Here is a 25,292-nt window from a genome sequence, read left to right on the forward strand (position 1 = left end):
ATGACCTTCGACGACGTGCTCATGATCGCTCGATTCGCATCAGCTCGACTCTTCGGACTGCGAGCTCTCTCAGTGTTTGAATCGCCCAGCCCGTGATGAACGTCGCTGCCGATCCGATCACGACGAACCACGGCCAAGCGATCGAGGTGAAGAACTTGACGTAGAGCATGACCAGAAGACCGCTCATCATCCCCCCCAACGCCGCCGATTCGCCGACGCGCCGCGTGAGCGTGCCGAGGAAGAAGACGCCAAGAATAGCGCCGTTGGTGAAGGCCGCGATCGCCAGGACTTCATCCACGACGCGCTGCGAGAGCGCGCGGGCAACAAGTGCGACGCTGATCTGAATGATCCCCCAGCCAAGGGTCAGTCCACGAGCGACGCGGAGATAATGGGCCTCCGGGAAACGTTCGCCCCGAAGAGGGCGATAAAAATCCGTCACCGCCGCCGCGGCCGAGGAGTTCAGGGAGCTGGAGAGGGTCGACATCGCCGCCGCGAAGATGGCCGCTACGATGAGCCCCACAAATCCGGCCGGCAACTCATGCACGATGAAATAGGGGAAGATGCGATCGCTTTTTGCGAACGGGGTCGGCGGAGGAAAATGCGCGTAGAAGACGAAGAGTAGGACGCCGATGAGCAAGAAGAGGAGGAACTGCAAGAAGACGATGAGGGCGCTCACCAGAAGCGCAGCCATCGCCTGTCGCGCTGTGCGGCTCGTCAAATAGCGCTGCACAATAAGCTGATCGGTCCCGTGGGTCGCCATCGCCAAGAAAGCGCCCCCGACGATCCCCGACCAGAAGGTGTAGCTCCGCGTCAGATTCCACGTGAAGTCGAAGACTCGCCACTTCCCATGTGCTTCGGCCACGGTCCAGGCTGTTGTCCATCCGCCGGGAATACCTCCCAAGAGCACGTCCACCGCAGCCAGCGCGCCCAGCATGTACACGCCGAACTGGATGGCGTCCGTCCAAACAACGGCTCGCTGCCCTCCCACATACGTGTAGAGGATCGTCGCTGCGCCAATCACTGCGATCGAGATGGGATCATCCCATCCGGTCACCGCGGCGAGCACAATAGCCGTAGCGAAGAGTCGAAAGCCGTCAGCTAAGCTCCGCGTGACGAGAAAGAGCCCAGAAGCCGCGCGGCGCGCGCGCTCACCGAAGCGATGGGCGAGGACCTGATACGCCGTCAGCAGCTCCCCACGAAAGTAGAGGGGGATGAAGAAGACGCTGACGATAAGGCGCCCGACCAGGTATCCGCAGACAAGTTGCATGAAGGTTAGATCTCCCCCTTCGCCGTTGGCGCCTTTCATGTACGCGTATCCGGGCACGCTGATGAACGTGACCGTACTCGTCTCGGTCGCCACGATCGAGAGGGCGATGGCCCACCAAGGGAGATTTCGTCCACCGACGAAATAGTCCTTCGTTGTGCGCTGCCCGCGCCCGAGCCACAGCCCGAGGAGCGTCGTCCCCACAAGATACGCGATGAGGATCGTCAGATCGAGCGGATGCAGGCGCATCGTTGCGCGAGCCCCTCACACGGATTCTTCCTTCACCAAGTCCTCGTAGCTTTGGCGAGGGCGAATGAGCCGCACATCTCCGGACGAGGTGATCCACAAGATGGCCGGAAACGGCCGACCATTGTAGTTCGACATTTGCGCGACCGTGTACGCGCCGACGTCCAGGATGGCCAGTATATTCCCAATGCTCAAGCCTTTCGGCAAGAAGCGATATTGAGGGAGCTGCCCCGTGCCTTCGATGTCGAAGTACACATCCCCGCCGTCGCAGAGTGGACCGGCCAATTTATAGGGCGCCTCGTGCGGTTCGGCCGTTCGATCGGCCGAGATCACGTGATAGTACCACTTGTAGTGGCTCATCGAGGGGAGCAGCTCCGTCCCGGCGTCTAGAAAGAGCCACGTATCGCCCGTCTCCGGCCGCGTCTTGAGATTGCGAATCCTCACCAGGAGCGTTCCAGCATCCGCGACCACCCGGCGTCCCGGTTCGAAGATGATCTCCAATCCTTCGAGCAGGTCGCGCGCCGCGCCATCTTCGAGAGCCGTTTTCAGCACGGCCTGTAGGAGCGCGCCGATGTCCCACGCGGCGCGGAAGAGTTGTCGGCGTTCTCCGACATCTGCCATTGCTCGCTCGTCGTGCGCATAGATGATGGGCAAGCCCCCGCCCAGGTTCACGTGACGCACGCGATGGCCGGTCTCCCGATAGAGATCGAGAGCTAATCGCCACAACATCGTGAAGGCGCGCACGTAGGGTTCGCGCGTCGGCGTTTGCGAACCGACGTGCACGTGAAGCCCGACAAGATGAATGGAGCGCGAGCAGGCCAACGCGCGCCGAAGGGCTTCGGTGATCTCCGAGGGCGAGAAGCCGAATTTCGAGGTGAGCAAAGCCGTCTGCAATCCTGCGTGCGAGCCCGTCTCGACCTCCGGAACTAAGCGAAGCGCGACATTGGCGCGTTTGCCGAGGCGCTCGGCGAGGGTCGCGATCATCTCCAGCTCCGCTAACGAGTCCACATTGATGGCATAGATCTCAGCGCGAATCGCGTCTTCCAATTCCTCGGGCGTCTTGCTCACGCCGTTGAAGACGATCTGCTCGGGCTGAAAGCCGGCGCGCAGGGCTTTGTAGAGTTCGCCCCCGCTGTTGACCTCGATGTCCGCCCCTGCTTCGCGGACGGCTCGGAGGATCGCCAAGAGCGAGTTCGCCTTCGCCGCGTAGCAGAGCCGCACGCGCGGGTAGACGCGCTGAGCGCTCTCCAACAACTCGTGGACGTTGGCCTTCACGCGCGATTCGGAGAAGACGAAGAGCGGAGTCCCATAACGTTCGACCAGGTGTTGGGTGCTCACGCCATCCACGTGCAAGTGGCCATGGAGGACCTCACGATACCCGGCGATCTCCCATCCCATCAGCTCCTCCTCGACAGCGATCACCGCACGCCCAGTTTGGGCAGCGAGCAGGCGACTTCAGATTCCCGATCGGAAGGGCCAAGCCGCGCCAGCGCCAGCTTGAGCGCACCGACGGCAGGTGGAAAGAGCGGGGGGCCGAGTTCGGCCTTTGGAGCGACTTCCCGAATCTTCTGGCGAATTGGTTCCAGGATCAATTCTCCCGCGGAGAAGACGCCGCCGACGTAGGAGACGCGAAAGACCTCCTGCTGCAAGCGCAGGCGTTTGATGACAGCGATGGCCGTTCGCGCCAACTCCAAGCCCGCTTCGCGCAGAATCGCTCGAGCGACGGCGTCTCCCTCTCGCGCCGCTTCGATGACGACTTCGCTCAAGGGAGCGATATTAGGGCTCGTCGCGTCTCCGTAGATGACGCGCGGCAGTTCGGCCGGGCTCTCGATACCGAAGTAGCGGCAGACCCGCTCCGTGAGGAGCGTCGGCGGCATTCGTCCATCGTAAGCCGAGGCGACGGCCACTAGTGCGCGCCGCGCGATGTCGTATCCACTCCCCTCGTCGCCAAAGGTTGGTCCCCATCCCCCGGAACGCGCCTTCTGTCCCCGCGCGTTCATCCCATAAGCGATCGAGCCCGTCCCGGAGATGATGACGACGCCCGGTTGACCATCGGTCGCTCCATAGAGCGCGATCTCAGCGTCAGTTGTCAGCACAACGTTCTCCACCTGTTGGGGATCGCGCGCGCCATAAGCCAGGCGCTCGACGAGCCCTCGCAGAAGGGCTTCCCGCATGCGCCGATAATGCGCGGGGTGGGCGATCCCCGCTAAGCCGATGCCCAGCGCGCGGAGATCTGCGGGCGTGAGTCCAGCTTGACGGCAGGCGTCCTCAAGAGCCTCAAGGACGGCGATGACAGCCGCCTCCACTCCGACGCGCAAGAAATTCGAGGGGCCGGAACGTCCTTCTCCGAGGACAGTCAGTCGTTCATCGGCGACCAAGGCTATCGTCTTCGTCCCTCCGCCATCAACACCGGCCAGGAACGACTTCTGCCCCTCGGGCATCACATCCAGCCCGTGTCTTCGAAAGGTGTGCGGCGATTCGAGCGCGTCGCTCGTCATTCGTTCCATCGCACGATCCGCGTCAATCGCGGCGGGGCATCTGGGTTCACGCCGACGGCCGCAGCTCTCCAAAGAGCCAATTGCTGAATGAGATGGGCGAAAAGGATGGGACGCAGGAGTTCGCTCACGCGACTTCCCAGAATGAGCTGCGGGGCTGACGTCTCCATCGCCCGAGCGCCGATAAGGAGGACGCGCGCCTCCGCTGCGCGCGCTTCCTCAATCACTCGATTCACATACGGACCCTCCGCCTCGGCCGGAAAGATCACCAGCAGTGTCTCCGGCGAGAGCAGGAGGTGCGGCCCGTGTCGAAACTCTAACATGGGATAGAAGTGAGCGGGGGTGAGCGCCATCTCGATCACCTTGAGTGCCGCTTCCGCCGCCAGCGCGTAGAAGGGACCAGACCCCAGGAAGATGAAACGAGCGAGCGTGCGATCCTCCGCATAAGCGCGCACAATGGGTTCGTTCTCTCGGAGACTCCGTGCGACTTCCGAAGGGAGAGCCGCTGCCTCCGTCTGAAGTGTTCCTCCGTCGCGGGCATCAGCCAGTAGCAGCAGACCGAGCATCATGCACGTCAGCGATCCCGTCGTGACCAAGCTCTGTTCAAGGCATTCGGAGAAGGACAAATGCACATCGGCAGTGCGCGCGAGCGGACATTCGGGATTCGTCGTCACGCTGACGACCGTCGCCCCCACTGCCTTCGCCCGTTCTGCCGCGAGCACGGTCTCATCAGTCCCTCCGCTGCGTGAGATAGCGAAAATCAAAGGTCGCGCCTCCGCGTGGAAATGCGCCTTCGAGAAGTTCAGGATTTCGGAGGCCGGGAGGGCGCGCGCGCGAAGTCCCAGAAGCGTCCCCCAGGCGTGCGCGGCATAGAGGGCGATATGATAGGACGATCCGCATCCGGTGAAGATCACCTCCGTGAAGCGTTCCAGAGGACCTACCGAGACCATGCGCGCGAAGCGAGCGGGCGCGCGTCGCAACGTCTCGCTCATCGCTTCCGGTTGGCCATAGACCTCCCGATACGTGAACGTTCGTTCCAGTCCGTCCTTCATCGTCCACCCACGTCGTTATGCGTCCGGCGCATCTTCGGCGCTCACGCGGGAATTCTAGTACAATAGGCGAGGTGAAGGGAAACGGAGAGTTTTAATGAGATGCATGAAGATTGCTAATGCAAGGGGGGAACGCCATGGAGTTGCGACACCTGCGCACCTTTCGAGCGGTGGCCGAGACGGGAAGCTTCACGCTCGCCGGACGCCGCGTGAATCTCTCGCAAGCGGCCGTGAGCCTGCACATCAAGGCATTGGAGGAGGAGCTGGGGATGAAGCTCTTTGCGCGGGTGCGCAAGCGAGCTACGCTCACGCCTGCCGGACGAGCGCTGCTCAAACATGCGCAAGCGATTTTGAGCGCGTGCGATTTGGCGCGCACGGAGATCGCGGCGCTCGCCGAGGAGCAGCGGATCATGCTGCGCGTGGGAACGGCTTCGACGGTGATCGCCATTCACCCGCTGCCGGAGATCCTCAGCGAGTTGAAGAAGCGCTTCCCGCTTTTGGATCTCGTCGTCTTCGCCGGCACGAGCGAGGCCATTGTCCGACGCCTTCTGGAGCATCGGTTGGATGTCGGTTTGATCTCCCTGCCCGTCGAAGCGCCGCTGCTTCAAACCGAGCCGCTCTACGGCGATCGGTTGGTGGCCGTCGTTCCCCCTGGGCACCCTTTGGCTCAGGCGCGGGAGGTGACGGTCATGCAGTTGGCCGCCGAGCCGCTGATCCTCGGAGAGCGCGGGGGAAATCGGCGGCGGATCATTGATCTCTTCTTCGAGCATGCGGGAGTGCGTCCGCATGTCGCCATGGAACTGAATCGCGATGAAGCGATCAAGAAGATGGTCGAGGTCGGTCTTGGAGTGAGCATCCTCCCCTGGCTCACGGTTCAACGAGAAGTGCATGCGGGGCTTCTGCGCGCGCTCCCCATTCGGGGATTGAAGAGTCGGTGGGAATTGGGGGTCGCCTATCGGAAGGAGGATGCGCTGTCGGAGCCCCTGGTGGCCTTTCTGGAGTTGTGTCGCGCGTATTTGGGGAAGGGGGGAGAGCGAAAGCGCGTCGTGGCACGACGTTCCTGACGGAGGCTTGCTTGAAGGCGGGGGTAGCCCTGCGGTAAGATTCCGTTTCGCGCGAAGGCGTGGGAATCACGCGAGCGAGGAGTCATCATGATGAATGAGTGGCATACACGGCCGCTACGCGTGGTGGATCCGGAGATCGCCGAGGCCATCCTTCGAGAGACGGAGCGACAGGCACAAGGGGTGGAGTTGATCGCATCGGAGAACTTCGTCAGCGAAGCCGTTCTCGAGGCCATGGGATCGGTCTTCACGAACAAATATGCCGAGGGATATCCGGGCAAACGCTACTATGGGGGATGCGAATTCGTGGACGTCGTGGAATCGCTGGCGATCCAGCGGGCGAAGCAGCTCTTCGGCGCCGAGCACGTGAACGTGCAGCCCTATTCGGGGTCGCAGGCGAACATGGCCGTCTACATCGCCGTGTTGCAACCCGGAGATACGATCCTCGGGATGAACCTCTCGCACGGCGGGCATCTGACGCACGGGCATCCGTTGAATTTCTCGGGGAAATATTTCCGCGTGATCCCTTACGGCGTGGACCGTGAGACGGAGCAAATTGATTATGAGGAGTTGGAGCGGTTGGCGCACGAGCATCGGCCCAAGATGATCGTCTGTGGGGCGAGCGCGTATCCGCGCATCATTGATTTCGAGCGCATCGCGGCGATCGCTCACGATGTTGGAGCCGTCGTCATGGCGGACATCGCGCACATCGCCGGGTTCGTGGCGACAGGCCTGCATCCGAGTCCTGTCCCTTGCTGCGATTTCGTGACGACGACGACGCATAAGACATTGCGCGGCCCGCGAGCGGGCATGATCATGTGCAAGGAGAAATACGCGCGGGAGATTGACCGCGCCGTCTTCCCCTGCGTGCAGGGCGGACCTCACGTCCACATCATGGCGGCCAAGGCCGTATGCTTCAAAGAAGCCATGCAACCCGAATTCCGCGCGTATCAAGAGCAGGTCATCAAAAACGCTCGCGTCTTGGCAGAGGAACTGGCGCGGGCGGGGTATCGGATCGTCTCCGGGGGGACGGATACGCATCTGGTGCTCGTGGACGTCTTCTCGCGAGGGTTGACGGGAAAACAGGCTGAGAGCGCCCTAGAGCGCGCGGGAATCACCGTGAACAAGAACACCATCCCCTTTGACACGCAGCCGCCGATGATCGCCAGCGGCATTCGCTTGGGGACGCCAGCGGTCACCACGCGGGGAATGAAGGAGCCCGAGATGCGAAAGATCGCGCAGTGGATCGCCGAGGTCTTAGATCAGCCCGAGAGCGAAGAGGTCCAACGTTCGGTCCGACGACGAGTGCTGGAACTGACGGAACAATTCCCGCTCTATCCGCATCGGTTGCATCGGCTCCGCGCGCTGTGACCACCTCCGGCTCGACGTCGAGGGATCGGCCATGACCCGACGCAGCGAAGAGATCGTCCGCATGGAGGACGTCTTTGGGGAGCGAGGGCTTCTGGGAAAGCATCACCCGCAGTACGAATATCGGCCCGGGCAGATTCAAATGGCCGAGGCCGTCTATCGCGCGATCGTCGAAGGGGAACATTTGCTGGTCGAAGCAGGGACGGGGACGGGGAAGACGCTCGCGTATCTCATTCCGGCGCTAGCGGCCTCCGAGCGCATCATCATCTCGACGGGGACGAAGAATCTGCAAGAGCAGCTCTTCCTCAAGGACATCCCCTTCTTGGAGAAGGCCCTCGGGCGGAAGCTGCGCGTCGCGTACATGAAAGGCCGATCGAATTACGTCTGCCTCTACCGCTTGAAGAAAGCGGAAACGCAGCCGATCCTCGCCGATTGGGACGATGTGCGTTATTTCGACGAGATTCGCCAGTGGGCCTTTCGATCGGAGACGGGAGATCGTGCGGAGCTAGCGGATCTCCCGGAGAATCTGAGCTTCTGGTCGGCGATCGATGCGCGCTCGGAGATCTGCCTCGGACAGAAGTGTCCGGAGTACGACGCCTGCTTCATCACGAAGATGCGCGAGCGCGCCTTGAAAGCGGACATCGTGATCGTCAATCACCATCTGTTCTTCGCCGATCTCGCGCTGCGGGGAAACGATCTCGGCGCGGTGATCCCGGATTATGGGATCGTGATCTTCGACGAGGCGCACGAGTTGGAGGAGATCGCTTCGGAATATTTCGGGGCGCAGGTGAGCAATTATCGCGTAGCCGAGCTGATCCGCGATGTGCAGAATCTCCCGATCACGGACACCGCGGCGATGGCGGAGCTGATGCGCGTCACCTTGCGCGTGCAGCAGCGAGCCGAGAGTTTCTGGATGCATTTCCTGAACGATGGGAGGCCCGAAGGACGATATCCTCTGGAGCCGGATCTCCTCGTCCGCGCAGAGGCGACCGAGGAGAGGCTTCCCATGGATCTAGTGGAGGAGGGAGGGGAGACGCTCCCGGTGACACGCGTGGGAGAGAGCTTCCTCGCCCTTCGAAACGCCCTCTCGCTTCTGGAGACGACGCTCGCGATGGTGAAGGACCCCCCGCCGGAAACGGAAGCCCTCATCCGTCGAACGGCGCAGGTGCGAGCTGATCTTGACTTCATTCTCCTTCAACGCGATCCACAATTCGTCCGATGGTACGAACGGCGCGGGCGTGGGGTTTTCCTTCAAGCGACGCCCATCGATGTCTCCGAGATTTTGGCCGAGCGGCTCTTCGATCGCGTGCGCACGGTGATTCTGACGTCGGCGACCTTGACGAGCGGGGGGAGCTTTCACTTCATTCGGTCTCGCCTCGGGATTCGCCACGCGCGCGAAGTGATCGTCCCCTCGCATTTCGATTATGCCGAGCAGGCGATTCTCTACCTTCCGCCACACATGCCAGATCCTCGAAGCGCGGAGTTCACCGAAGCCGCCGTGGAGGAGATTGTGAAGCTGTTGCATGTGACGCAAGGACGGGCCTTCGTCCTCTGCACGGCGATTCAGCCGATGGTAGAAATGTATGAGCACGTCCGGCGTCGCGTGCCGTTCCCTTGTTTCCTCCAAGGGCAGGGCTCCAAATCCGGACTTCTCACGCGATTTCGTACGACGCCGCATTCGGTCTTATTCGCCACGTCGAGCTTTTGGCAGGGCGTGGATGTGCAAGGGGAGGCGTTGAGCTGCGTCATCATTGATCGGTTGCCCTTCGCCGTTCCGACGGATCCCATTGTGGCGGCGCGCCAACGCTATATCGAGCAGAGCGGCGGCGATCCGTTCTACGAGTACGCCGTCCCTCAGGCCGTCATCATGCTCAAACAAGGATTGGGACGATTGATCCGCAGCCGATCTGATCGAGGCGTTCTCTCGATCCTCGATCCTCGGATTCGCACGAAGGGATATGGCGCGGTCTTCTTGCAAAGCCTCCCCCCGTGTCCGATCACAACGCGGATCGAGGACGTGGAGCGCTTCTTCGCGCGCTGGGCATCCGTATGAAAGCATGGGATCGTCCCCCTGCGGAGGGATGATCTCCGACGAGCGCCGCGCGCGATCTCGATCCTGGGGACGAGACCTCGCGGGCGCACGATCTTCGGAGGAGAGCGCTATGGGAATCGTCGCCCGATTGAAACAATACCTCGATGAGCAACGTGTCCCCTACGTGGTCTGCACCCATTCGCAGGCGTTCACGGCGCAGGAGATCGCCCATGCGCTTCATGTGCGAGGCCGTGAGATGGCCAAGGCCGTGATCCTCAAGGCCGATGACCGATATGTGATGGCCGTCTTGCCCGCGCATCACAAAGTGGATCTGACGCGCTTCGCCGAAGTCGTGGGAGCGACCTATGTCCGATTGGCAACGGAAGCGGAGTTCAAAGACCTCTTCCCGGATTGCGAGATCGGCGCGATGCCGATCTTCGGGAATCTCTACGGAATCCCCGTCTACGTGGCCGAGCCCTTGTTGCAAGATGAAGAGATCGTCTTCAATGCGGGGACGCACACGGATTCGATTCGGATGCGGATGGCTGACTTTCTTCGACTGAGCGAGCCGGTCGTGGCCGCATTCTCTGAAGTGGCGTGAGGGGAGAGCGCAGGCTCTCCCCTTCCGGAGGTCAGGCCTCAAGGGAAGGCCGTCGCCGATGCCAGTCGGTCTCCCGTTGATAGGCATTGGCGAGAGTGATGAGTGTGGCCTCGCTGAAGGCGCGCCCCATCAATTGGAGAGCCGTTGGAAGTCCAGCTTGTCCGAATCCGTTGGGGATGGAGAGCGCCGGAACGCCAGCCGCATTGCCCGCGGGAATGAGCGCAGGGCCCCCCCCTGTGCCCGGATATGCGCGCTCGAATTCCACGCCGATCGGATAGGCGACAGTCGCTCGCGTGGGAGCGATCACAGCATCGTATCGAGAGAGTATCTCGTCGAGCGCTTGACGAATTCGAACGCGGACGCGCTGGGCGTGCAGGTAATCCACTGCCAGGACCGTCATCCCCACATACCCCCCAATTCGATCGCGCGGATTCTGTAACTCCGCCAAGCGCCCGCTTTCGATCAAATCTCGGAAGGCGCTGGCTCCCTCCGCGTTGACGATGATCCCGACGACTTGTCCGTACGGAAGATCGGGCAGGGGGACTTCGGGATCAATCGTCGCGTATTTCTTGAGGACCTCCACTGCGGCTTCGAAGTTCTTCTGCACTTCCGGTTGCACGCGCTCGAGCGCACCTTTGACGATGCCCACGCGCATCCGCCGAGTAGGCAGAAGCGGCTCCGAATATGCGAATTTCCGCGCCACGCTCGAGGGGTCTTTCGGGTCCTTTCCGGAGATCGCAGCGAGCACGATCCCGCAGTCGTCGGCCGTGCGGCACATGGGGCCGAGCTTGTCGAGCGTCCAGCAGAGCGCCATAGCTCCGTATCGGCTCACGAGTCCATAGGTCGGGCGCAACCCAGAGATGCCACAAAAAGCCGCGGGCGTGAGGATGGAACCGGAGGTCTCTGAGCCGATGGCGAAGGCGACCAAGCCGGCCGCGACAGCGGCTCCTGATCCCGAAGACGATCCCCCACTCCAGTAATCGAGGTTCCACGGTGTACGTCCGGGTCCTGTGAAAGAGGCATCTGCCGTGTTGTATCCCATGCCGCCCGCTAATTCCACCATGGCGAGCTTCGCTACCAGGATGGCTCCCGCTCGCTCCAGGCGCCGCACGACTGTGGCATCGTAATCGAAGACTTGATTTCGATATGGCGCCGCCCCCCACGTCGTGGGAATGCCTTTGGTCGCCAGCAGGTCTTTCACGCCATACGGGATGCCGTGCAACAATCCTCGATACCGGCCACGCATGATCTCTCGTTCAGCGCGGCGCGCTTGTTCCAACGCCAATTCGTGGGTGATTGTGACGACCGCGCCTAATTTCGGTCCCAGATGCTCCAGTCGCTCCAGATAAAGCCGCGTGAGTTCCACGGGAGAGAGGCGTCGGGATCGGATGAGTTGAGCCAATTCCCGAATCGAGAGGAAAGCGATCTCGTGATCGCGCATCGTGATGTCCTCCTCGAGATCGGTTTTGATGGAGCGGCCGCGGAAGAGGCTCATGGTACCGCGCGGAAGATCAAATCCGGCTCATCCGCATTCGTGAGCGGAAAATTCCGGAGGCGTTCTGCCGAACGGAGACCCCGCTCGATCTGTCGCTTGACCTCCGCGAGCTGTTCCTCCGTCAAGAAGCGTCCATAACGCACGCGCACCAGCTCGCCCAAGGCCTCAGCGGCTGCCGAGGGGGTGAGCGGTTGTTGCGTCGCTTGCGTCGTGACGCTCACGGCGTCTTCCCTCTTTTCCGCCTCCTCGAGAAGGGGAAACGTCGAAGGAAGGACGGCCGTGGCCGCGACCGTCTTGAGAAATTGTCGTCGCGTTGCCCCCCTCTTCTTGTTCATCGCCTTGCCTCCCCACTTTCCGAAGTGGCCGGATTATTATTTTCAGGTGCTTCGTTAAATGCAAGGGCGTGTCTCCCGTTTCAATTGCTGAGGGATCGCCTTTAGTTTATCATTGGGCTGAAGCTCGGCGCCACTTTTCAGCGATGAGGCGAGGCAGATGAACGAAGAGCCGGACGAGAATCGAGACGGGCGATAGAGGCGAGAGCCATGGGGGAAGTCATGGGGCCGCGGAGTCTTCAGCCTGGAACGATCCTCTCCCGGTACCAGATCCAGGCTTGGGTCGCCCGAGGGGGGATGGCCGACGTCTATCGCGCCGTGGACCTTCAGCTCGGACGAACGGTCGCCATCAAGGTCTTGTCTCCTTCGCTCGTCGCCGACCCAGACGCTCGACGTCGTTTCTTTCGCGAAGCGCGCGCGGCCTCCGCTTTGCAGCATCCGAACATCTGCACGGTCTACGAAGTCGGAGAAGTCGGAGACATCGTCTTCATCGCCATGCCCTATATCGCTGGGAAGACGCTCAGGGAGCTTCTCGACGAGGGACCGCTCCCGATCGAGCGCGCGTTGGGCTATGCCATTGACATTGCTGAGGCGTTGGAGGAAGCCCATCGGCAGGGGATCATCCATCGCGACATCAAACCCTCCAACGTCATCGTGGACGAGCGCGATCGCGCCATTGTGTTAGATTTCGGATTGGCCAAGCGCGTGCGCTGGGAGGGGCAGGAAGCGGATGACGCGCTCACGCTCTCGCAGATCACAGCGACTTCGGCGCTCATTGGGACGACGCCCTACATGTCGCCCGAACAAGTGCGCGGCGAGCCGCTCGATGCTCGAAGCGACATTTTCTCCTTCGGTACGCTGCTCTACGAACTGTTCACCGGGCGAAGACCCTTCGTCGGGGCGACAGATGTCGAGGTCCTCCACGCCATTTTGCATGCGGAGCCGAAGCCGATGAGCGCGCTCGCGCCGGAAGTGGACTTCGAACTGGAGCGCATCGTGCGGAAGGCGCTGCGGAAGGATCCGGCCGATCGGTATCAAACGATCTCGGAGATGAAGGAAGAGCTGGTGGCATTCGCGCGCGAGCGAGGGCATGCGGTGAGCGGATTTCGGACCGTCTCCCTTTCGCGGACGGTTGGGGAGGAGCGGCGCCGGTCGTGGCGCTTGCCGTCGGCGCGCGCGATGGGCATCGCGCTGATCGCTCTGATCGCCGCGCTCGCGTTCTGGTTCCTCTGGCACCCTGACGATCGTCCGAAGGGAGAATGGACCGATACTCTGCAGCACGCGCAGTTGGTGAGTTGGAAGAACGAGCCGGGCGAGAGTCTGCCACGTCCCCGCTTCTCGCCGGATGGAAAGATGATCGTCTTCGCTTCCCGAAAGGGAGGAGATCCCGACCTGTGGGTTCAGCAGACCCTCGGTGGGGCCGCCGTGCCGATCACGCGCGATCAATGGAACGATCGCTCTCCCGTTTGGTCGCCGGATGAGCAGCAGATCGCCTTCCTCTCAGATCGCGGGGGGCAAATGGGGATTTGGGCGGTACCGGCTTTGGGGGGGATCCCGACACTGCTGCACGTCATCCCTCAGGCGACGACAGGTCGCTTGAGTCCGGTGAACTTGATCGCGTGGTCGGCCAAGCGAAACGCTCTCTATTACGAAGCGCAGCGAAATCTCCATATGCTCGATCTCGCCTCTGGACGAGCGACGGTTCTGACGTCATTCGATCCGCAAACGTCGCGCGTCACGGACTTCAGCCTCTCGCCTGACGAACGGCGGATCGCTTATGTGGACGTTCAAGGGGGACAGGTGGACATTTGGATGCTCTCTCTTGGTGGAGGGAAACCGGAGCGAGTGACCGCGAGCCCCGAGGAGGAACGGTTTCCGATCTGGCATCCCGATGGACGGCGCCTGCTTTATGCATGTAAATGGGGAGAGGCCTACCAAATCTGCCTCATTGACCTGGATGAGCGAACGCCGCAGCGGCTGACTTCGAGCGAGACCGATCTTTTCATCGCCGATATTTCCCCGGATGGGCGGCGTGTACTGTATGCGCTCTCGAAGGACGAATCCGACATTTGGGGCGTCGACCTTCAAACGGGAGAGGAGGTGCAAGTGACGACGGAGATCGGCCTGGAATTATGGCCGACCGTCTCCCCCGATGGACGCGCCCTCGCTTTTCAAGCGAAACCGGAATCGAGTGCGGGCGGTGATCTCTTTCGCGCGCGCATCGTGGTGAGGGCGCTCGAGGGAGAAGAAGCTGCGGTTCAATTCGTGACCCCCGGATTCGATCCGGCGTGGTCTCCCGATGGGCAGCACCTGGCGTTCTTGCGTCGTGGATCGGACGGGCAATTCGAGCTCTGGATCGTTCCAGCTTCTGGAGGGGTCGAGCGACGGGTGGCGCGCGGTGTCTATCATGGGGGGTATGGGCTCTTACCGTTCCATCGGTTGCAGACGCGGGATTTCAGTTGGTCGCCCGACGGGCGTCGTCTCGCTTACGCCTCGATGCGAACCGGCGCTTCGAACATCTGGGTCACGACGCTCGATCCTCTCGAGGACATTCGAATGACGGAGAACGCGGATCGCTCGCTCGTCTTCTCGTGCCCGCTGTGGGCCCCCGACGGGCATCGTCTCGCCTTCGTCTCGGAAGCCCGAGGAGGGGCCGAAACGCTGTGGACGGTATGGGTGAGTGAGATCGAACGGAGGACAGTCTTCCCGCTCCTGCGGAGTCGGGAGGTGGTGCGACTCGTCGGATGGATGGATTCAGGCGCGACGCTGCTCGTTGCGATCGGCGAGGGATCGCGTCTCGTCCCCTACATGGCCCGGCAGATTCGCCTCTTTCGCGTTACGGTGCCTGAGGGGAGAAGATACCCGCTGGGTGTACTCGCGCAAGCGAGCTTGGTGACCGTTCACCTCTCGCCCGATAGGCGCACTATCGCCTACATCTCGCGAGCTGACGGGCGCGATAATTTGTGGACGCTCTCCGTCGGGGGAAGACGGGCGGCGAAGCGGACGGAGAATCGAGATCCGCGAGTCTATTTCTCCACTCTCGCCTGGGCGCCCGATGGGCGGACCCTCTACTATGGGCGACAGGCGAGCTGGAGCGTGATCAGGATGATCGAGAACTTGCCATAGAAAGGAGAGCCTCCGATGAAGAAGACGAAAGCGGGGAAGACGACTTCCCTGAGGATTCGTGTACCGGTGCGGCGAGTCGGACGGAGAAAGAGACGCGCGGACGCCGTTGGTGAGCTCTCGCCGCTTGTGCGAGAACTGGCGATGGCGAACCAATGGGATCGGTGGGATATGCAAACGCGGGAGCTGAGCGGAGAGGATTTGGGGCCGTATCTGCGATTGCGGGAAGTGCTCTCCGCTTTCGAACGGCTCGCTGTCTACTACGTCTTATCCGGTCGGACGACATCGCAGCGAGCCAAGCGCGCGGCGACGGTCGAGCGGCGCGTGCGCGCGTTCTTGCGGGAGACGCTCGGCTTGGACGGCATCTGTCCCATCGGCTATTGCGAATGCGATGGAATGTGTCTGCCGTGTGGGCTGTGCGTCGAAGGGTCCTGAGGACTGACATGCGGCATGGGCGCGTGGTGGGAGAGAGCCGCGAATCTCCTCGGTGAGCTTCGATGGGCGCTCGACGAGTTGCAGCAGCGCATCGGGCGCGCGCTCGGAGAGCGTCTCTCGGAATCAGAGGCGAAGCGTCTTCTCGGCGCGATGGGGAAGACGCTCGGGCAGATTCGCGGCGATGCGCTGGAGAAGCTCGATCGCACCTTGACCGAGCTTCAGTCCTTCGTGCTGGAGAGCCGTTTGGGACAGGTGGCGGCGCGATTGGCCGACCTCTATTTCTACAGTTCCTCCTCGCAGGAATTTTTGGAGCGGGCGGCTGACCTCCTTCTCGCCGAGACGCGTTCGGAGCGCCTCCTTCTTGTGCTCTATCCGGGAGGGCTGCGCGTGGGTGGGGAAGTCGGCGTTGATTCCACGCGCGTCCTGTTGGCGTGCGCACGAAATTTCCAGTCTGGAGATCTCTCGGCGGAAGAGCATACGTTCAGTCGGACGCTGCTTTGGCGCGCGCTCTCCTCCGGTGAAACGCTCCTGGTGCGCGATGCGCTCTCGGAGCCCGCGTATTCGCAAGAGACGAGCGTCATTCAGCGTGGCGTTCGCTCGGTGCTCGTCGCTCCGTTCGCCATCGGGGGGATCAGCTTCGGGGCGATCTATGTGGAGAACAACTCCACCGCCGCGGCGTATTCGGAATCGGACCGGGAATTCCTCGCCCGCGCTGCTCGGCTCATCGCCGTTTACCTGGAGGCGGCTGATCGGTTGCACACAGCGCTCGCTCTTCGCAAGGAAAGCGCGCCAGAAGTGGCGAGCGAGATCGTGGAGGGATTGGTCGGGACTCACGCCGCTTGGCGAAAGGTCGTGCAAACGGTCCTGCAGGTGGCGCCTTCGTCGGCGACCGTCCTGATTGAGGGAGAATCCGGAACGGGGAAGGAGTTGCTCGCGAGAGCGATCCATGCTTTGAGTCCGCGAGCGGGTGGACCATTTATCGTCGTCAACTGCGCCGCGTTGCCGGAGACGTTGGCGGAGTCCGAATTATTCGGGCATGAGCGCGGCGCGTTCACCGGAGCCGTCGAGCGGCGTTTGGGGCGTTTCGAACGAGCTCATCGCGGGACGATCTTCTTGGATGAGATCGGCGAGTTGCCACTCTCAGTACAAGCGAAACTGCTGCGCTTCCTTCAATTTCACGAATTCGAGCGCTTAGGTGGAGGTAAATCCATCCGCGTGGACGTGCGCGTCATCGCCGCCACGAGCCGCCAGCTCGCGCAAATGGTATCCGAGGGGAAATTCCTGGAGGCGCTCTACTACCGATTGAACGTCATCCCGCTGCGCGTGCCACCGTTGCGCGAGCGCCCGGAGGACATCCCACTACTGGCTCTTCACTTCCTGAAGAAATACGCTCCGGCCGCCGGACGTCCCACACTCCGCTTCCATCCCGAGACGCTGCTGGCGCTCCAGGAGTATCCATTTCCGGGGAACGTTCGGGAGCTGGAGAACCTCGTGCAACACCTCGTCCTACTGGCTCCCTCGGAGGAGATTCGAGTGGAGGATCTGCCGGAGGCGTTCCTCAATCGGCGTCGCGCTCTGGAGGTGGAGAAAAATCCCTTCCGCGCCTTTTTGCGCACGGCCCCGGTAGATCGAGAGGATTTGGAGCGCCGCCGCCGCGCCATTTTGAAGATCGCACAGGCGTATATAGACGAGCTGGAGGACGCGCTGATTCAACGCGCCCTCGAACGCGCGAGGGGAAATATCGCTGAGGCCGCGCGATTATCGGGACTGCATCGTTCGATCTTCTATCGCAAGGGACGTCGTTCGTCGGGAACTCCCGCGTCTGATCCCGAACAATTCTCCTCGGGATCGGCGTGAGGGGATAGCATTTCGATACGCCTCGTCGGAAAATCCCATTGTCTATCGCCGTCGTCCTCCGTATAATCTCCCAACGGAGGATGGGACAAACGTGCAGGGTAGGGAGGCGCAAGCCTCTCGAGAGAACTCGCAAGAGTTTCCCCTGCGCTCCGGGAGTTTGGTCCTTCCCTCGATGAGGGAGTTGCGGAGGAGAAGGAGACGATGGGTCGAAGGCTCCGATTTTTCGCTCGGTGGGGAATTGGCATCCTCTGCTTTTGTGCGTGGCTTGGGGACGCCTTGGGCATTCCCCGAATTCTGGCCGATCGCGCGTCCATTTCGAACGGGGTGAGGAGCACGGCTCGTATTCGTCGGGACGAATACGGTCGGCCGAGCATTGAAGCGGAGAACGAATACGACCTCTTCGAGGCGTACGGTTATGCGGTTGCTCAAGATCGGCTGTGGCAGCTGGAAGTCTTTCGGCGAGCGGCGCGCGGACGCTTGGCCGAAGTGCTGGGGAACATCGTGACGAGCGTTGAGGTGAAGGGAACGATCGAGCTCGTGGAATTGGATATCGAGCAGCGCCAGCACGGATATACGGAGCAAGAGTATCAGGCGATGTATGAGGCCATGCCCGATTCTATGCGACAGGCGATAGCGGCCTATCGTGACGGGATCAATCGGTATCTGGAGGAGGCGCGCGCGGATCCGCTTCGGAAGTTGCCGTGGGAGTTCCACGTCCTCGGATATTTTCCGGAGCCCTGGACGGTGACGGATTCGATCGCCATCTGCCGATTGGCCGCGCGAATTTTCGGCGAGCGCGGAGGGCGCGAGCTGCGAAACCTCGTCCTCTATCAGCAGCTCGTGAAGCGTCACGGCGAGGAACTCGGGGGCGAGATCTTCGACGATTTGCGGTGGCTGAACGATCCGGAAGCTCCGGTAACCGTACCGTTGGAGGACGATGCGGCTCGCGCGCAAGCCACTCTGGAAGTGGCCATGCGTGATCCCGCGAGAAGGGGAGGTCCGCTTTTCGCGCTCTATCGTTGGCTTCCCGATTTCCGCGCTTTCCTCGCCATCTCCGAGCAATGGCAGAAGCGGCGTCGAGCGCTCTTTCAGCTCCTGGGATTGCCGGTCACCTTCGGGAGCTTCGGGTTCGTCATTGACGGGACGAAGTCGCGAACCGGACGTCCGCTCTTGCTCGGTGGACCCCAAATGGGATTTCTCTACCCGGACATCGTGCACGAGGTGCACTTGAGAGCTCCGGGCTGGCGCGTGACGGGCATGGCGTTTGCCGGAGGGCCGGTCATCCTGATCGGACATAACGAGCGGATCGCGTGGACGACGACTAGCGGACCTGGCGATAACGCGGATCTTTACATCGAGCGGCTGAATCCCGTGAATCGCGACGAGTACCTTTATCGGGGAACGTATCGGCGCATGGAGGTGCGCGAGGAAGTGATCGCCGTTCGGACATCTCCGCTGGGATTCCCGCTGCGCACGACGAAGGCGAAGACGATCCTTGTGAGGCGAACCGTTCATGGGCCCGTGCTCTTCGTGGACGAAGCAAATCATCTGGCCGTCACGCTCAAGCGGGCTCACTGGATGAAGGAGACGGAAACATGGGTGGGGTTTTGGGAGATCAATCGAGCGCGGGATATGGCGGATTTCGAGCGCGCCATTCGGCGGATCCCGACGTCGCATCATTTCCTCTATGCCGATGTCGAGGGAAACATCGCCTACTGGCTCGCGGGATGGGTTCCCATTCGTCCGGCCGGATATGATCCTCGTCTTCCCCTGCCGGGGACGGGAGAGGCGGAGTGGGAAGCGAACGTTCGTCCGTTGCCCCATGTGCGAAATCCGCAGCAGGGATGGCTCGCGAATTGGAACAACAAACCGACGGTGGACTTCGACAATCCGGACGACGTGCTCTTCGGAAAGCAGCATCGGGTGCTGCGCATCATGAGCGTGTTGGACGAACCCACACGGGTCCTCAGACAAAGGCGAGAAGAGGGGAGCCGAACGCGGCTTGGGATCGAGGACCTGATCGAGATCGAGAAGGACATCGCGCGCTTCGACGATATGGGGCCGAAGATGGAGTTCCTGAGGGAGTATCTCCTGCGCGCTGTCGAAGAAGTGGGAACGGACGATCCGCGCGTGCGCTTGGTGGCACAACTCTTGCAAAATTGGGATGGGGCTCTCTATGCCGATGCGATCGCTTCGCCTGCTGTGGAAGGCGCGAACGTCATCTTCGATGTCCTTTTGCAGCGCCTCGTGCGAAACATATTCGCCGACGAGTTGGGGAGCGATTTCTTGTCGGAGGTGAGCATCAATACCGTGCTTCGCATCCTAGAGAGGGCGCGCGCTGGCGTCCCGTTGACGTACGATTACTTCAATGGCCGGGATTGGCGCGACGTCATCGTGATGAGCATTCGAGAGACGGTGGAGGAGCTGATGCACACCTACGGTCTGATGTGGGCGATGCCTGTGGTCCCGCGTGAGATGATTCGCTTTCGACATCTCTTCGGATTCTACGTTGGGCCCGCGATCCCAGCAGGGAATCGGGCGACGTACACGCAGATCGTCGAATTGACGGATCCCCCACGCGGATGGAATCGCCTGCCGTCCGGACAGAGAGCGTTCCTCCGACCAAATCGCTTCTTTCGATGGCTCCCGTCCATCGAGTCGGCGCTTTACAACCAACGCGCGCTCTTTCGCGAGTTCGGTATGAAACCGATGCCGTTTTGAACGCTCGTCGGAAGCTCTCGGGCGCAGGATACTCGCGCCATGGGGCATACCTCGCGAGAGAAAAGGCTTGACGAAGCGGCGCCGATGTGCTACTTCCTTTTCCGCCATGGGAGCGACAGGGCGGGACAAACGATGGACAATTGATGAGCGCTCGCAGGTGTTCGAAGGATTAGTGCGCTCCGCGTGGCGGTATTGGTCTCTCGAAGACATCACACTCAAGCGAGTCAAGCGCATGGGGCTCGATCCTCCGTGGCCTGAGGAGCTGATCTAGCTCCGTTCAGGCCGACGCAGGATCGGGCCCCTCGGAACCCTCGGTTTCGAGGGGTTTTTTATTTTCGGCGATTTCGAGGAGGCGACCAGTGCGCATCGCGTTGATCGGATACGGTCGGATGGGACGAGAGGTGGAGCGAGCAGCGCGCGAAGCAGGCATCGAAGTCGGTCCCATCTTCACCTCGCGCACGAATCCAGATGGACAGGGGTTGACCGAGGAGGCCCTGCGTGGGGTGGATGTCTGCGTGGACTTCTCCACGCCAGAGGCGGTCCTGATCAATATTCGGCGGGTTGTTGAGGTTGGCACGTCGATGGTCGTTGGCACGACGGGGTGGTACGATCGGTTGGGCGAGGTGCGGCCCTTGATTGAACGTGCGGGAATTGGATTCGTCTACGGGCCGAACTTCTGCCTGGGCGTGAATCTGCTCTTCCGCCTGGTGGAGTATGGCGCGCAGTTGCTTCGAAAGTTCCCAGATTTCGATCCGTATGTCGTCGAATGGCATCACCGGTGGAAGGCCGATCATCCGAGCGGCACAGCGCTGCGGTTGGGGCAGATCCTGCTCAAACAATTGGAGCGGAAGACGCATCTGGTCACGCAACTCGAGGAACGCATTCCCCAACACGGAATCAGCGTCGCCTCGATTCGCTCCGGATCGCATCCGGGGACGCATTTGGTGGGATTCGATGCCCCCTTTGAGACCCTGGAGATCATCCACAGAGTTCGACATCGGCGAGCGTTCGCCGTGGGGGCGCTTTGGGCCGCTCAGTTCGCGAAAGAGCATCGCGGAGTTTTTTCCTTTGAAGAGGTCCTGGATCATCTCTTGCAAGGAGGGGACGTATGAATGGGAGGAGCCGTTTTCGAGGATGCTTCGTCGCGTTGGTCACGCCGTTTCGGCCCAATGGGCAAGTGGATTATGAGCGCTTGGAAGCGCTCGTGGACTTTCAGCTCGCGGCGGGGACGGATGGGATCGTCCCCTGCGGGACGACGGGTGAGAGCGCTACGCTTCGTCCAGAAGAGCAGCGCGAGATCATTCGCCGCGTCGTCGAGCGCGTCCGAGAGCACGTGCCGGTGATCGCCGGTGCGGGGACGAACTCGACCGAGGAAGCCATCACCTTAGCGCGCGCCGCGGAGCAGGCAGGCGCTGATGCGATCCTCTCGGTCACCCCATACTACAATCGGCCGACCCAGGAAGGGTTATATCGGCATTTCCGAGCGATCGCGGAAGCCGTGCGCCTTCCCGTGATCCTCTACAACGTCCCGGGGCGAACGGGATGTCATCTGGAGGTGAAGACCGTGCTCCGTTTGGCCGAAGTCCCGAACATCATCGGCATCAAGGAAGCCTCCGGCAATCTGGAGCACATCATGGAGCTGCTGCGCGTGCGTCCCTCGGGATTTCTCGTCCTCTCTGGGGACGATGCATGGACGCTGCCTATTCTCGCGCTCGGCGGGGATGGAGTGATTTCGGTCGTCGCCAATGAAGCTCCGGCTGAGATGCGCGAGTTAGTGACGGCGGCCTTGGCTGGAGACTTCGCGCGCGCTCGGGCTCTGCACTCTCGGTTGTTGCCGCTCATGCGCGGGAATTTCTTGGAGACGAATCCGATCCCGGTCAAAGCGGCCCTGGCGATGATGGGCTTGATCGAGGAAAATTATCGGTTGCCGCTGGTCCCGCCTCAGGCGGAGACTCGCGAGCGGCTGAGGGCAATCCTCGCGGATCTCAATCTGATCCCGACGGGAGCGCATCATGGAACTGTCGCAACTCAAGGCCGAGATTGAACGGCTCTTCGACGCGCCTCTTGAAGAAGCGCGGGAGCGCGGTCGCCCCGTCTTCGAAGAGTTCAAACGACGGCTCAACGAAGGACAGATTCGGGCGGCCGAGCCATCCGCCGGGCGGTGGATCGTGAACGCGTGGGTGAAGAAGGGGATTTTGCTCGGATTCCGAATCGGCGCGCTCACCGACTACTCGATCAACGAGCAATTTCGATTCTCCGACAAGGACACATATCCGCTAAAGGGGCTCGATGGCGTGCGGCATGGCGTTCGCATTGTGCCCGGGGGGACGGCGATTCGCGACGGCGCCTATGTTGCCTCCGGCGTCGTCATCATGCCGCCGTCGTACATCAACGTCGGCGCATATGTGGATGAGGGCACGATGGTGGATTCGCATGTCTTGATTGGATCGTGCGCGCAGATTGGCAAGCGCGTGCACGTGAGCGCGGGGGCGCAAATTGGAGGAGTCTTGGAGCCTCCCGGGGCATGGCCGGTCGTCATCGAGGATGACGTGTTGGTGGGCAGCCAATGTGGTGTCTTCGAAGGGACGATCGTCAAACGGCGCGCTGTCTTGGGAGCTGGAGTGATTTTAACGGGATCAACGCCCGTATACGATCTCGTCCACGAGCGCATCTATCGAGGTACGCCTGAGGAACCGCTCGTCATCCCAGAAGGCGCCGTCGTTGTCCCAGGCGCGCGCTTGGTTCCAGGAGATTTTGCCCGGGCACACGGACTCGCGGTCGCGACGCCCGTCATCGTGAAATATCGCGATGAGCGAACGGATTGGCGCACGGCGCTGGAGGAGATCCTGCGCATGAGCTGAACCCGTGCTCTCATCGACCGAAGGGAGGATGAAGCAAGACGGTGACATGGCGCGCGCAGCCGCGTGCGAATTCGCACGCGCTTTCGAAGCGCGGTTGGGATCAGGACGACTGCGATCTCAGGAGCCCCTGGCTCCATATGTGAATTGGCGCGTCGGAGGACCGGCGGAGTGGTTCTTCATCGCGCGCACGCGCGCAGACTTGATCGCGGCCGCTAGCGCAGCCCGAGAAGCGAATTTGCCGGTGACGATCCTCGGATACGGAGCCAATGTCCTCGTCGCTGACGCCGGAGTCCGCGGACTCGTCATCCTGAATCGAGCTGAGAGCATTGAGATTTGCGGGGAGGAGATCTGGGCCGAATCGGGGGTGAATCTCGTGGCATTGGCGCGTCGGGCAGGCGAGGCTGAAATCGGCGGCTTCGAATTCCTCATCGGCATCCCGGGGACGCTCGGGGGCGCGATCGTCGGGAATGCCGGAACGCGAGAGGAATGGATCGGCGAACGCGTGCGCGAGGTGGAGGTTTTGGATGAGCGGAACGATGTGGTCGTCTGGCCTCGGGCGCAACTTGATTTCGGCTATCGCCGGAGTCGGTTTCAGCGAACAAGCGAGGTAATTCTAGCAGCGCGGCTGAAAGGCTATCGTGCGTCGCGTTCGAGCATCGAGGCGAAGATGCGGTGCATGCTCGAGGCGAGAAAGCATCAACCTTCCGGACCGAGCGCGGGCTCCGTCTTCAAGAATCCTCCGGGAGATTATGCCGGTCGGCTCATCGAGGCGTGCGGATTGAAGGGATATCGCCTGGGCGGTGCGAAGATCTCCGAGCAGCACGCCAACTTCATCCTTAACGTGGGAGGGGCGACGGCGCGCGAGATTCGCGCCTTGATCGAGCGCGCGAAGGTGGCCGTGTACGAACGCTTCGGCATCCTCCTCGAAGAGGAGATTCGCTACGTGGGCGTATGGGACGTGTGAGATGGCGGATTCGCGGCGGGCGGTCGCTCATCGGGCGCGTGCGCGTGGGCGGAGCGAAGAACACAGCCTTCAAGGCGATGATCGCTGCGCTGCTGGCTGATGGTCCCAGCGTCCTGGAGAACGTTCCCGACGTCGAAGACGTGCGCGTGGTAGCGCGCGCGATCGAAGCGCTCGGTGGGCGCGCGATGCGCGTGGCCCCGACGACATGGGTCATTGATCCGCGTTCACTGGCAGAGGCGCATGTGTCGGCGGATCCGCTGGAGCGGACGCGAGCCTCGCCGCTGCTGATGGTGCCGTTGATGGTGCGATTCGGGGAAGCCAGCGTTCCTCGACCCGGAGGGGATCGCATCGGCCGACGGCCTCTGGATCGAGTGCTCGCCGGACTCGAAGCGCTGGGTGCGCATGTGCAGGAAGGCGGCGAGCGCCTTCTGGTGCGCGGGACGCGACTGCGTGGCGCGCATTATCGCTTCCCGAAGAACACGCACACGGGGACGGAGGCCTTGCTCTTGGCAGCCGTTTGCGCTCGGGGCGAAACGCTCTTAGAGAACGCCGCGCAGGAGCCCGAGGTGGACGACCTCATCGCGTTCCTGAACGCGATGGGGGCGCGCATCTGTCGCACGGACGAGCGGACGATTCGCATTGAAGGGGTCTCTCAATTGCACGGCGCTCGCCATCGCGTGATGCCCGATCGCAACGAGGCCGTCACCTTCGCCTGCGCGGCCCTCGCAACCCGAGGAGAGGTCGAGATCGAAGACGTGCGCCCGGCGGATGTGCGAGCCTTCCTCGAGGTCCTGGAGGAGATGGGAGCGGGATCGCGACTGCGCGGGACGACCTGGCGAGTCTGGTCTCGAGGTCCGTTGCGTCCGGTCGTCATTCGGACGGCGCCTCATCCCGGATTCATGACCGATTGGCAACCGCTCATCGCTCCGGTGCTCACGCAAGCCGATGGGACAAGCGTCATCCACGAGACCGTCTTCGAGAACCGATTCCACTACGCGCGGGAGTTGCAACGCATGGGGGCGCGCATTGAATTTTTCAATCCGCCCCTGGAGGATCCCGAGACCGTGTACAACTTCAATCTCGACGATGATCGTCCCGAATTCTTCCACGCCATTCGGATCTTCGGCCCGACGCCGCTTCGTTCGGCGCGGGTGAGCGCCGCGGATATTCGCGGAGGGGCCGCGCTCGTCATCGCCGCCCTGGCCGCGCAGGGCGAGAGCGTCGTAGAAGGAATCGAGCACTTGGAACGCGGATATGATCGGCTAGATGTCGCGTTGCGTTCCCTGGGCGCGGAGATCGAGCGAGTGGAAGAAGAAACGCTTCAAAGCGATCTCGCCGAGCGATGAGCGATCCGATCATCGAATGCCCTCATCGCTCGGCCCCTTCTG

At 61.9% G+C, this 25,292-nt stretch carries 19 protein-coding genes; 13 read left to right on the top strand and 6 right to left on the bottom strand.

Translation table 11 applies throughout. The features are described from left to right. Positions 1-19: 19 nt before the first annotated feature. The 4 genes from NZ746_06920 to NZ746_06935 are packed head-to-tail and all read right to left on the bottom strand — an operon-like array spanning position 20 to position 5,057. Positions 20-1,513, bottom strand: a complete 1,494-nt coding sequence (locus NZ746_06920) for a sodium:solute symporter (GenBank protein MCS6817095.1) — start codon at positions 1,511-1,513, stop codon at positions 20-22. Between the two features lie 15 nt (positions 1,514-1,528). Further along, a complete protein-coding gene (gene lysA / locus NZ746_06925; protein ID MCS6817096.1) occupies positions 1,529-2,908 on the bottom strand; it encodes a diaminopimelate decarboxylase in 1,380 nt (459 codons plus the stop codon). 20 nt (positions 2,909-2,928) lie between these two features. Further along, a complete protein-coding gene (locus NZ746_06930) occupies positions 2,929-4,017 on the bottom strand; it encodes a hypothetical protein (GenBank protein MCS6817097.1) in 1,089 nt (362 codons plus the stop codon). Continuing rightward, a complete protein-coding gene (locus NZ746_06935) occupies positions 4,005-5,057 on the bottom strand; it encodes an SIS domain-containing protein (GenBank protein ID MCS6817098.1) in 1,053 nt (350 codons plus the stop codon). The genes NZ746_06930 and NZ746_06935 overlap by 13 nt, the downstream gene beginning before the upstream one ends. Before the next feature lie 134 nt (positions 5,058-5,191). On the opposite strand from NZ746_06935, the gene NZ746_06940 reads away from it, so the two are divergent. From NZ746_06940 to NZ746_06955, 4 genes are all read left to right on the top strand, one after another. Then, positions 5,192-6,118, top strand: coding sequence for a LysR family transcriptional regulator (locus tag NZ746_06940; protein ID MCS6817099.1), 927 nt, complete (start codon positions 5,192-5,194; stop codon positions 6,116-6,118). Between the two features lie 90 nt (positions 6,119-6,208). Further along, positions 6,209-7,486: a serine hydroxymethyltransferase gene (locus NZ746_06945; GenBank protein MCS6817100.1), complete on the top strand. Its 1,278-nt coding sequence runs from the start codon at positions 6,209-6,211 to the stop codon at positions 7,484-7,486. Positions 7,487-7,517: 31 nt separating this feature from the next. Beyond that, a complete protein-coding gene (locus NZ746_06950; protein MCS6817101.1) occupies positions 7,518-9,536 on the top strand; it encodes a DEAD/DEAH box helicase in 2,019 nt (672 codons plus the stop codon). Positions 9,537-9,645: 109 nt separating this feature from the next. Next, positions 9,646-10,116, top strand: coding sequence for a YbaK/EbsC family protein (locus tag NZ746_06955; protein ID MCS6817102.1), 471 nt, complete (start codon positions 9,646-9,648; stop codon positions 10,114-10,116). Between the two features lie 31 nt (positions 10,117-10,147). On the opposite strand, the gene NZ746_06960 is transcribed toward NZ746_06955, so the two are convergent. Together NZ746_06960 and NZ746_06965 are read right to left on the bottom strand one after the other, a co-directional pair. Next, positions 10,148-11,557 (bottom strand): amidase, encoded by a 1,410-nt coding sequence (locus tag NZ746_06960; protein ID MCS6817103.1) that lies wholly within the window; start codon positions 11,555-11,557, stop codon positions 10,148-10,150. A gap of 50 nt (positions 11,558-11,607) precedes the next feature. After that, positions 11,608-11,946 (bottom strand): twin-arginine translocation signal domain-containing protein, encoded by a 339-nt coding sequence (locus NZ746_06965; GenBank protein MCS6817104.1) that lies wholly within the window; start codon positions 11,944-11,946, stop codon positions 11,608-11,610. A gap of 207 nt (positions 11,947-12,153) precedes the next feature. Here NZ746_06965 and NZ746_06970 point away from each other — a divergent pair, with 207 nt between their 5' ends. From NZ746_06970 to murA, 9 genes are all read left to right on the top strand, one after another. Then, a complete protein-coding gene (locus NZ746_06970; GenBank protein MCS6817105.1) occupies positions 12,154-15,069 on the top strand; it encodes a protein kinase in 2,916 nt (971 codons plus the stop codon). Between the two features lie 15 nt (positions 15,070-15,084). Then, positions 15,085-15,501, top strand: coding sequence for a hypothetical protein (locus NZ746_06975; GenBank protein ID MCS6817106.1), 417 nt, complete (start codon positions 15,085-15,087; stop codon positions 15,499-15,501). A 15-nt stretch (positions 15,502-15,516) separates the two neighbouring features. Beyond that, positions 15,517-17,358: a sigma-54-dependent Fis family transcriptional regulator gene (locus NZ746_06980; GenBank protein ID MCS6817107.1), complete on the top strand. Its 1,842-nt coding sequence runs from the start codon at positions 15,517-15,519 to the stop codon at positions 17,356-17,358. Between the two features lie 201 nt (positions 17,359-17,559). Then, on the top strand, positions 17,560-20,079 hold the full coding sequence (locus NZ746_06985; GenBank protein ID MCS6817108.1) for a penicillin acylase family protein: 2,520 nt from the start codon (positions 17,560-17,562) through the stop codon (positions 20,077-20,079). A 359-nt stretch (positions 20,080-20,438) separates the two neighbouring features. Next, positions 20,439-21,191 (top strand): 4-hydroxy-tetrahydrodipicolinate reductase, encoded by a 753-nt coding sequence (dapB, locus tag NZ746_06990; protein MCS6817109.1) that lies wholly within the window; start codon positions 20,439-20,441, stop codon positions 21,189-21,191. Continuing rightward, complete coding sequence (gene dapA, locus NZ746_06995) at positions 21,188-22,123, top strand: 4-hydroxy-tetrahydrodipicolinate synthase (GenBank protein ID MCS6817110.1); 936 nt, start codon at positions 21,188-21,190, stop codon at positions 22,121-22,123. The genes dapB and dapA overlap by 4 nt, the downstream gene beginning before the upstream one ends. After that, a complete protein-coding gene (locus NZ746_07000; GenBank protein MCS6817111.1) occupies positions 22,092-22,940 on the top strand; it encodes a 2,3,4,5-tetrahydropyridine-2,6-dicarboxylate N-succinyltransferase in 849 nt (282 codons plus the stop codon). Before dapA ends, NZ746_07000 begins: the two co-directional genes overlap by 32 nt. A 28-nt stretch (positions 22,941-22,968) precedes the next feature. Then, positions 22,969-23,904 carry a UDP-N-acetylmuramate dehydrogenase gene (gene murB / locus NZ746_07005; protein ID MCS6817112.1) on the top strand — a complete coding sequence of 312 codons (936 nt, stop codon included), beginning with the start codon at positions 22,969-22,971 and terminating at the stop codon, positions 23,902-23,904. Further along, positions 23,892-25,250, top strand: a complete 1,359-nt coding sequence (murA, locus tag NZ746_07010; protein MCS6817113.1) for a UDP-N-acetylglucosamine 1-carboxyvinyltransferase — start codon at positions 23,892-23,894, stop codon at positions 25,248-25,250. Before murB ends, murA begins: the two co-directional genes overlap by 13 nt. Positions 25,251-25,292: the final 42 nt, after the last annotated feature.

The organism is Blastocatellia bacterium (assembly GCA_025055075.1).
Classification (GTDB): Bacteria; Acidobacteriota; Blastocatellia; order HR10; family HR10; genus HR10.

Coding starts and splice junctions, on each gene's coding strand:
- NZ746_06965 (MCS6817104.1), bottom strand. CDS start 11,946: ATGAACAAGAAGAGGGGGGCAACGCGACGACAATTTCTCAAGACGGTC.
- NZ746_06935 (MCS6817098.1), bottom strand. CDS start 5,057: ATGAAGGACGGACTGGAACGAACGTTCACGTATCGGGAGGTCTATGGC.
- NZ746_06955 (MCS6817102.1), top strand. CDS start 9,646: ATGGGAATCGTCGCCCGATTGAAACAATACCTCGATGAGCAACGTGTC.
- murA (MCS6817113.1), top strand. CDS start 23,892: ATGGGACGTGTGAGATGGCGGATTCGCGGCGGGCGGTCGCTCATCGGG.
- NZ746_06985 (MCS6817108.1), top strand. CDS start 17,560: ATGGGTCGAAGGCTCCGATTTTTCGCTCGGTGGGGAATTGGCATCCTC.
- lysA (MCS6817096.1), bottom strand. CDS start 2,908: ATGGGATGGGAGATCGCCGGGTATCGTGAGGTCCTCCATGGCCACTTG.
- dapA (MCS6817110.1), top strand. CDS start 21,188: ATGAATGGGAGGAGCCGTTTTCGAGGATGCTTCGTCGCGTTGGTCACG.
- NZ746_06940 (MCS6817099.1), top strand. CDS start 5,192: ATGGAGTTGCGACACCTGCGCACCTTTCGAGCGGTGGCCGAGACGGGA.
- NZ746_06960 (MCS6817103.1), bottom strand. CDS start 11,557: ATGCGCGATCACGAGATCGCTTTCCTCTCGATTCGGGAATTGGCTCAA.
- NZ746_06970 (MCS6817105.1), top strand. CDS start 12,154: ATGGGGGAAGTCATGGGGCCGCGGAGTCTTCAGCCTGGAACGATCCTC.
- NZ746_06975 (MCS6817106.1), top strand. CDS start 15,085: ATGAAGAAGACGAAAGCGGGGAAGACGACTTCCCTGAGGATTCGTGTA.
- NZ746_06930 (MCS6817097.1), bottom strand. CDS start 4,017: ATGGAACGAATGACGAGCGACGCGCTCGAATCGCCGCACACCTTTCGA.
- NZ746_06920 (MCS6817095.1), bottom strand. CDS start 1,513: ATGCGCCTGCATCCGCTCGATCTGACGATCCTCATCGCGTATCTTGTG.
- NZ746_07000 (MCS6817111.1), top strand. CDS start 22,092: ATGGAACTGTCGCAACTCAAGGCCGAGATTGAACGGCTCTTCGACGCG.
- murB (MCS6817112.1), top strand. CDS start 22,969: ATGAAGCAAGACGGTGACATGGCGCGCGCAGCCGCGTGCGAATTCGCA.
- NZ746_06980 (MCS6817107.1), top strand. CDS start 15,517: ATGGGCGCGTGGTGGGAGAGAGCCGCGAATCTCCTCGGTGAGCTTCGA.
- NZ746_06950 (MCS6817101.1), top strand. CDS start 7,518: ATGACCCGACGCAGCGAAGAGATCGTCCGCATGGAGGACGTCTTTGGG.
- NZ746_06945 (MCS6817100.1), top strand. CDS start 6,209: ATGAATGAGTGGCATACACGGCCGCTACGCGTGGTGGATCCGGAGATC.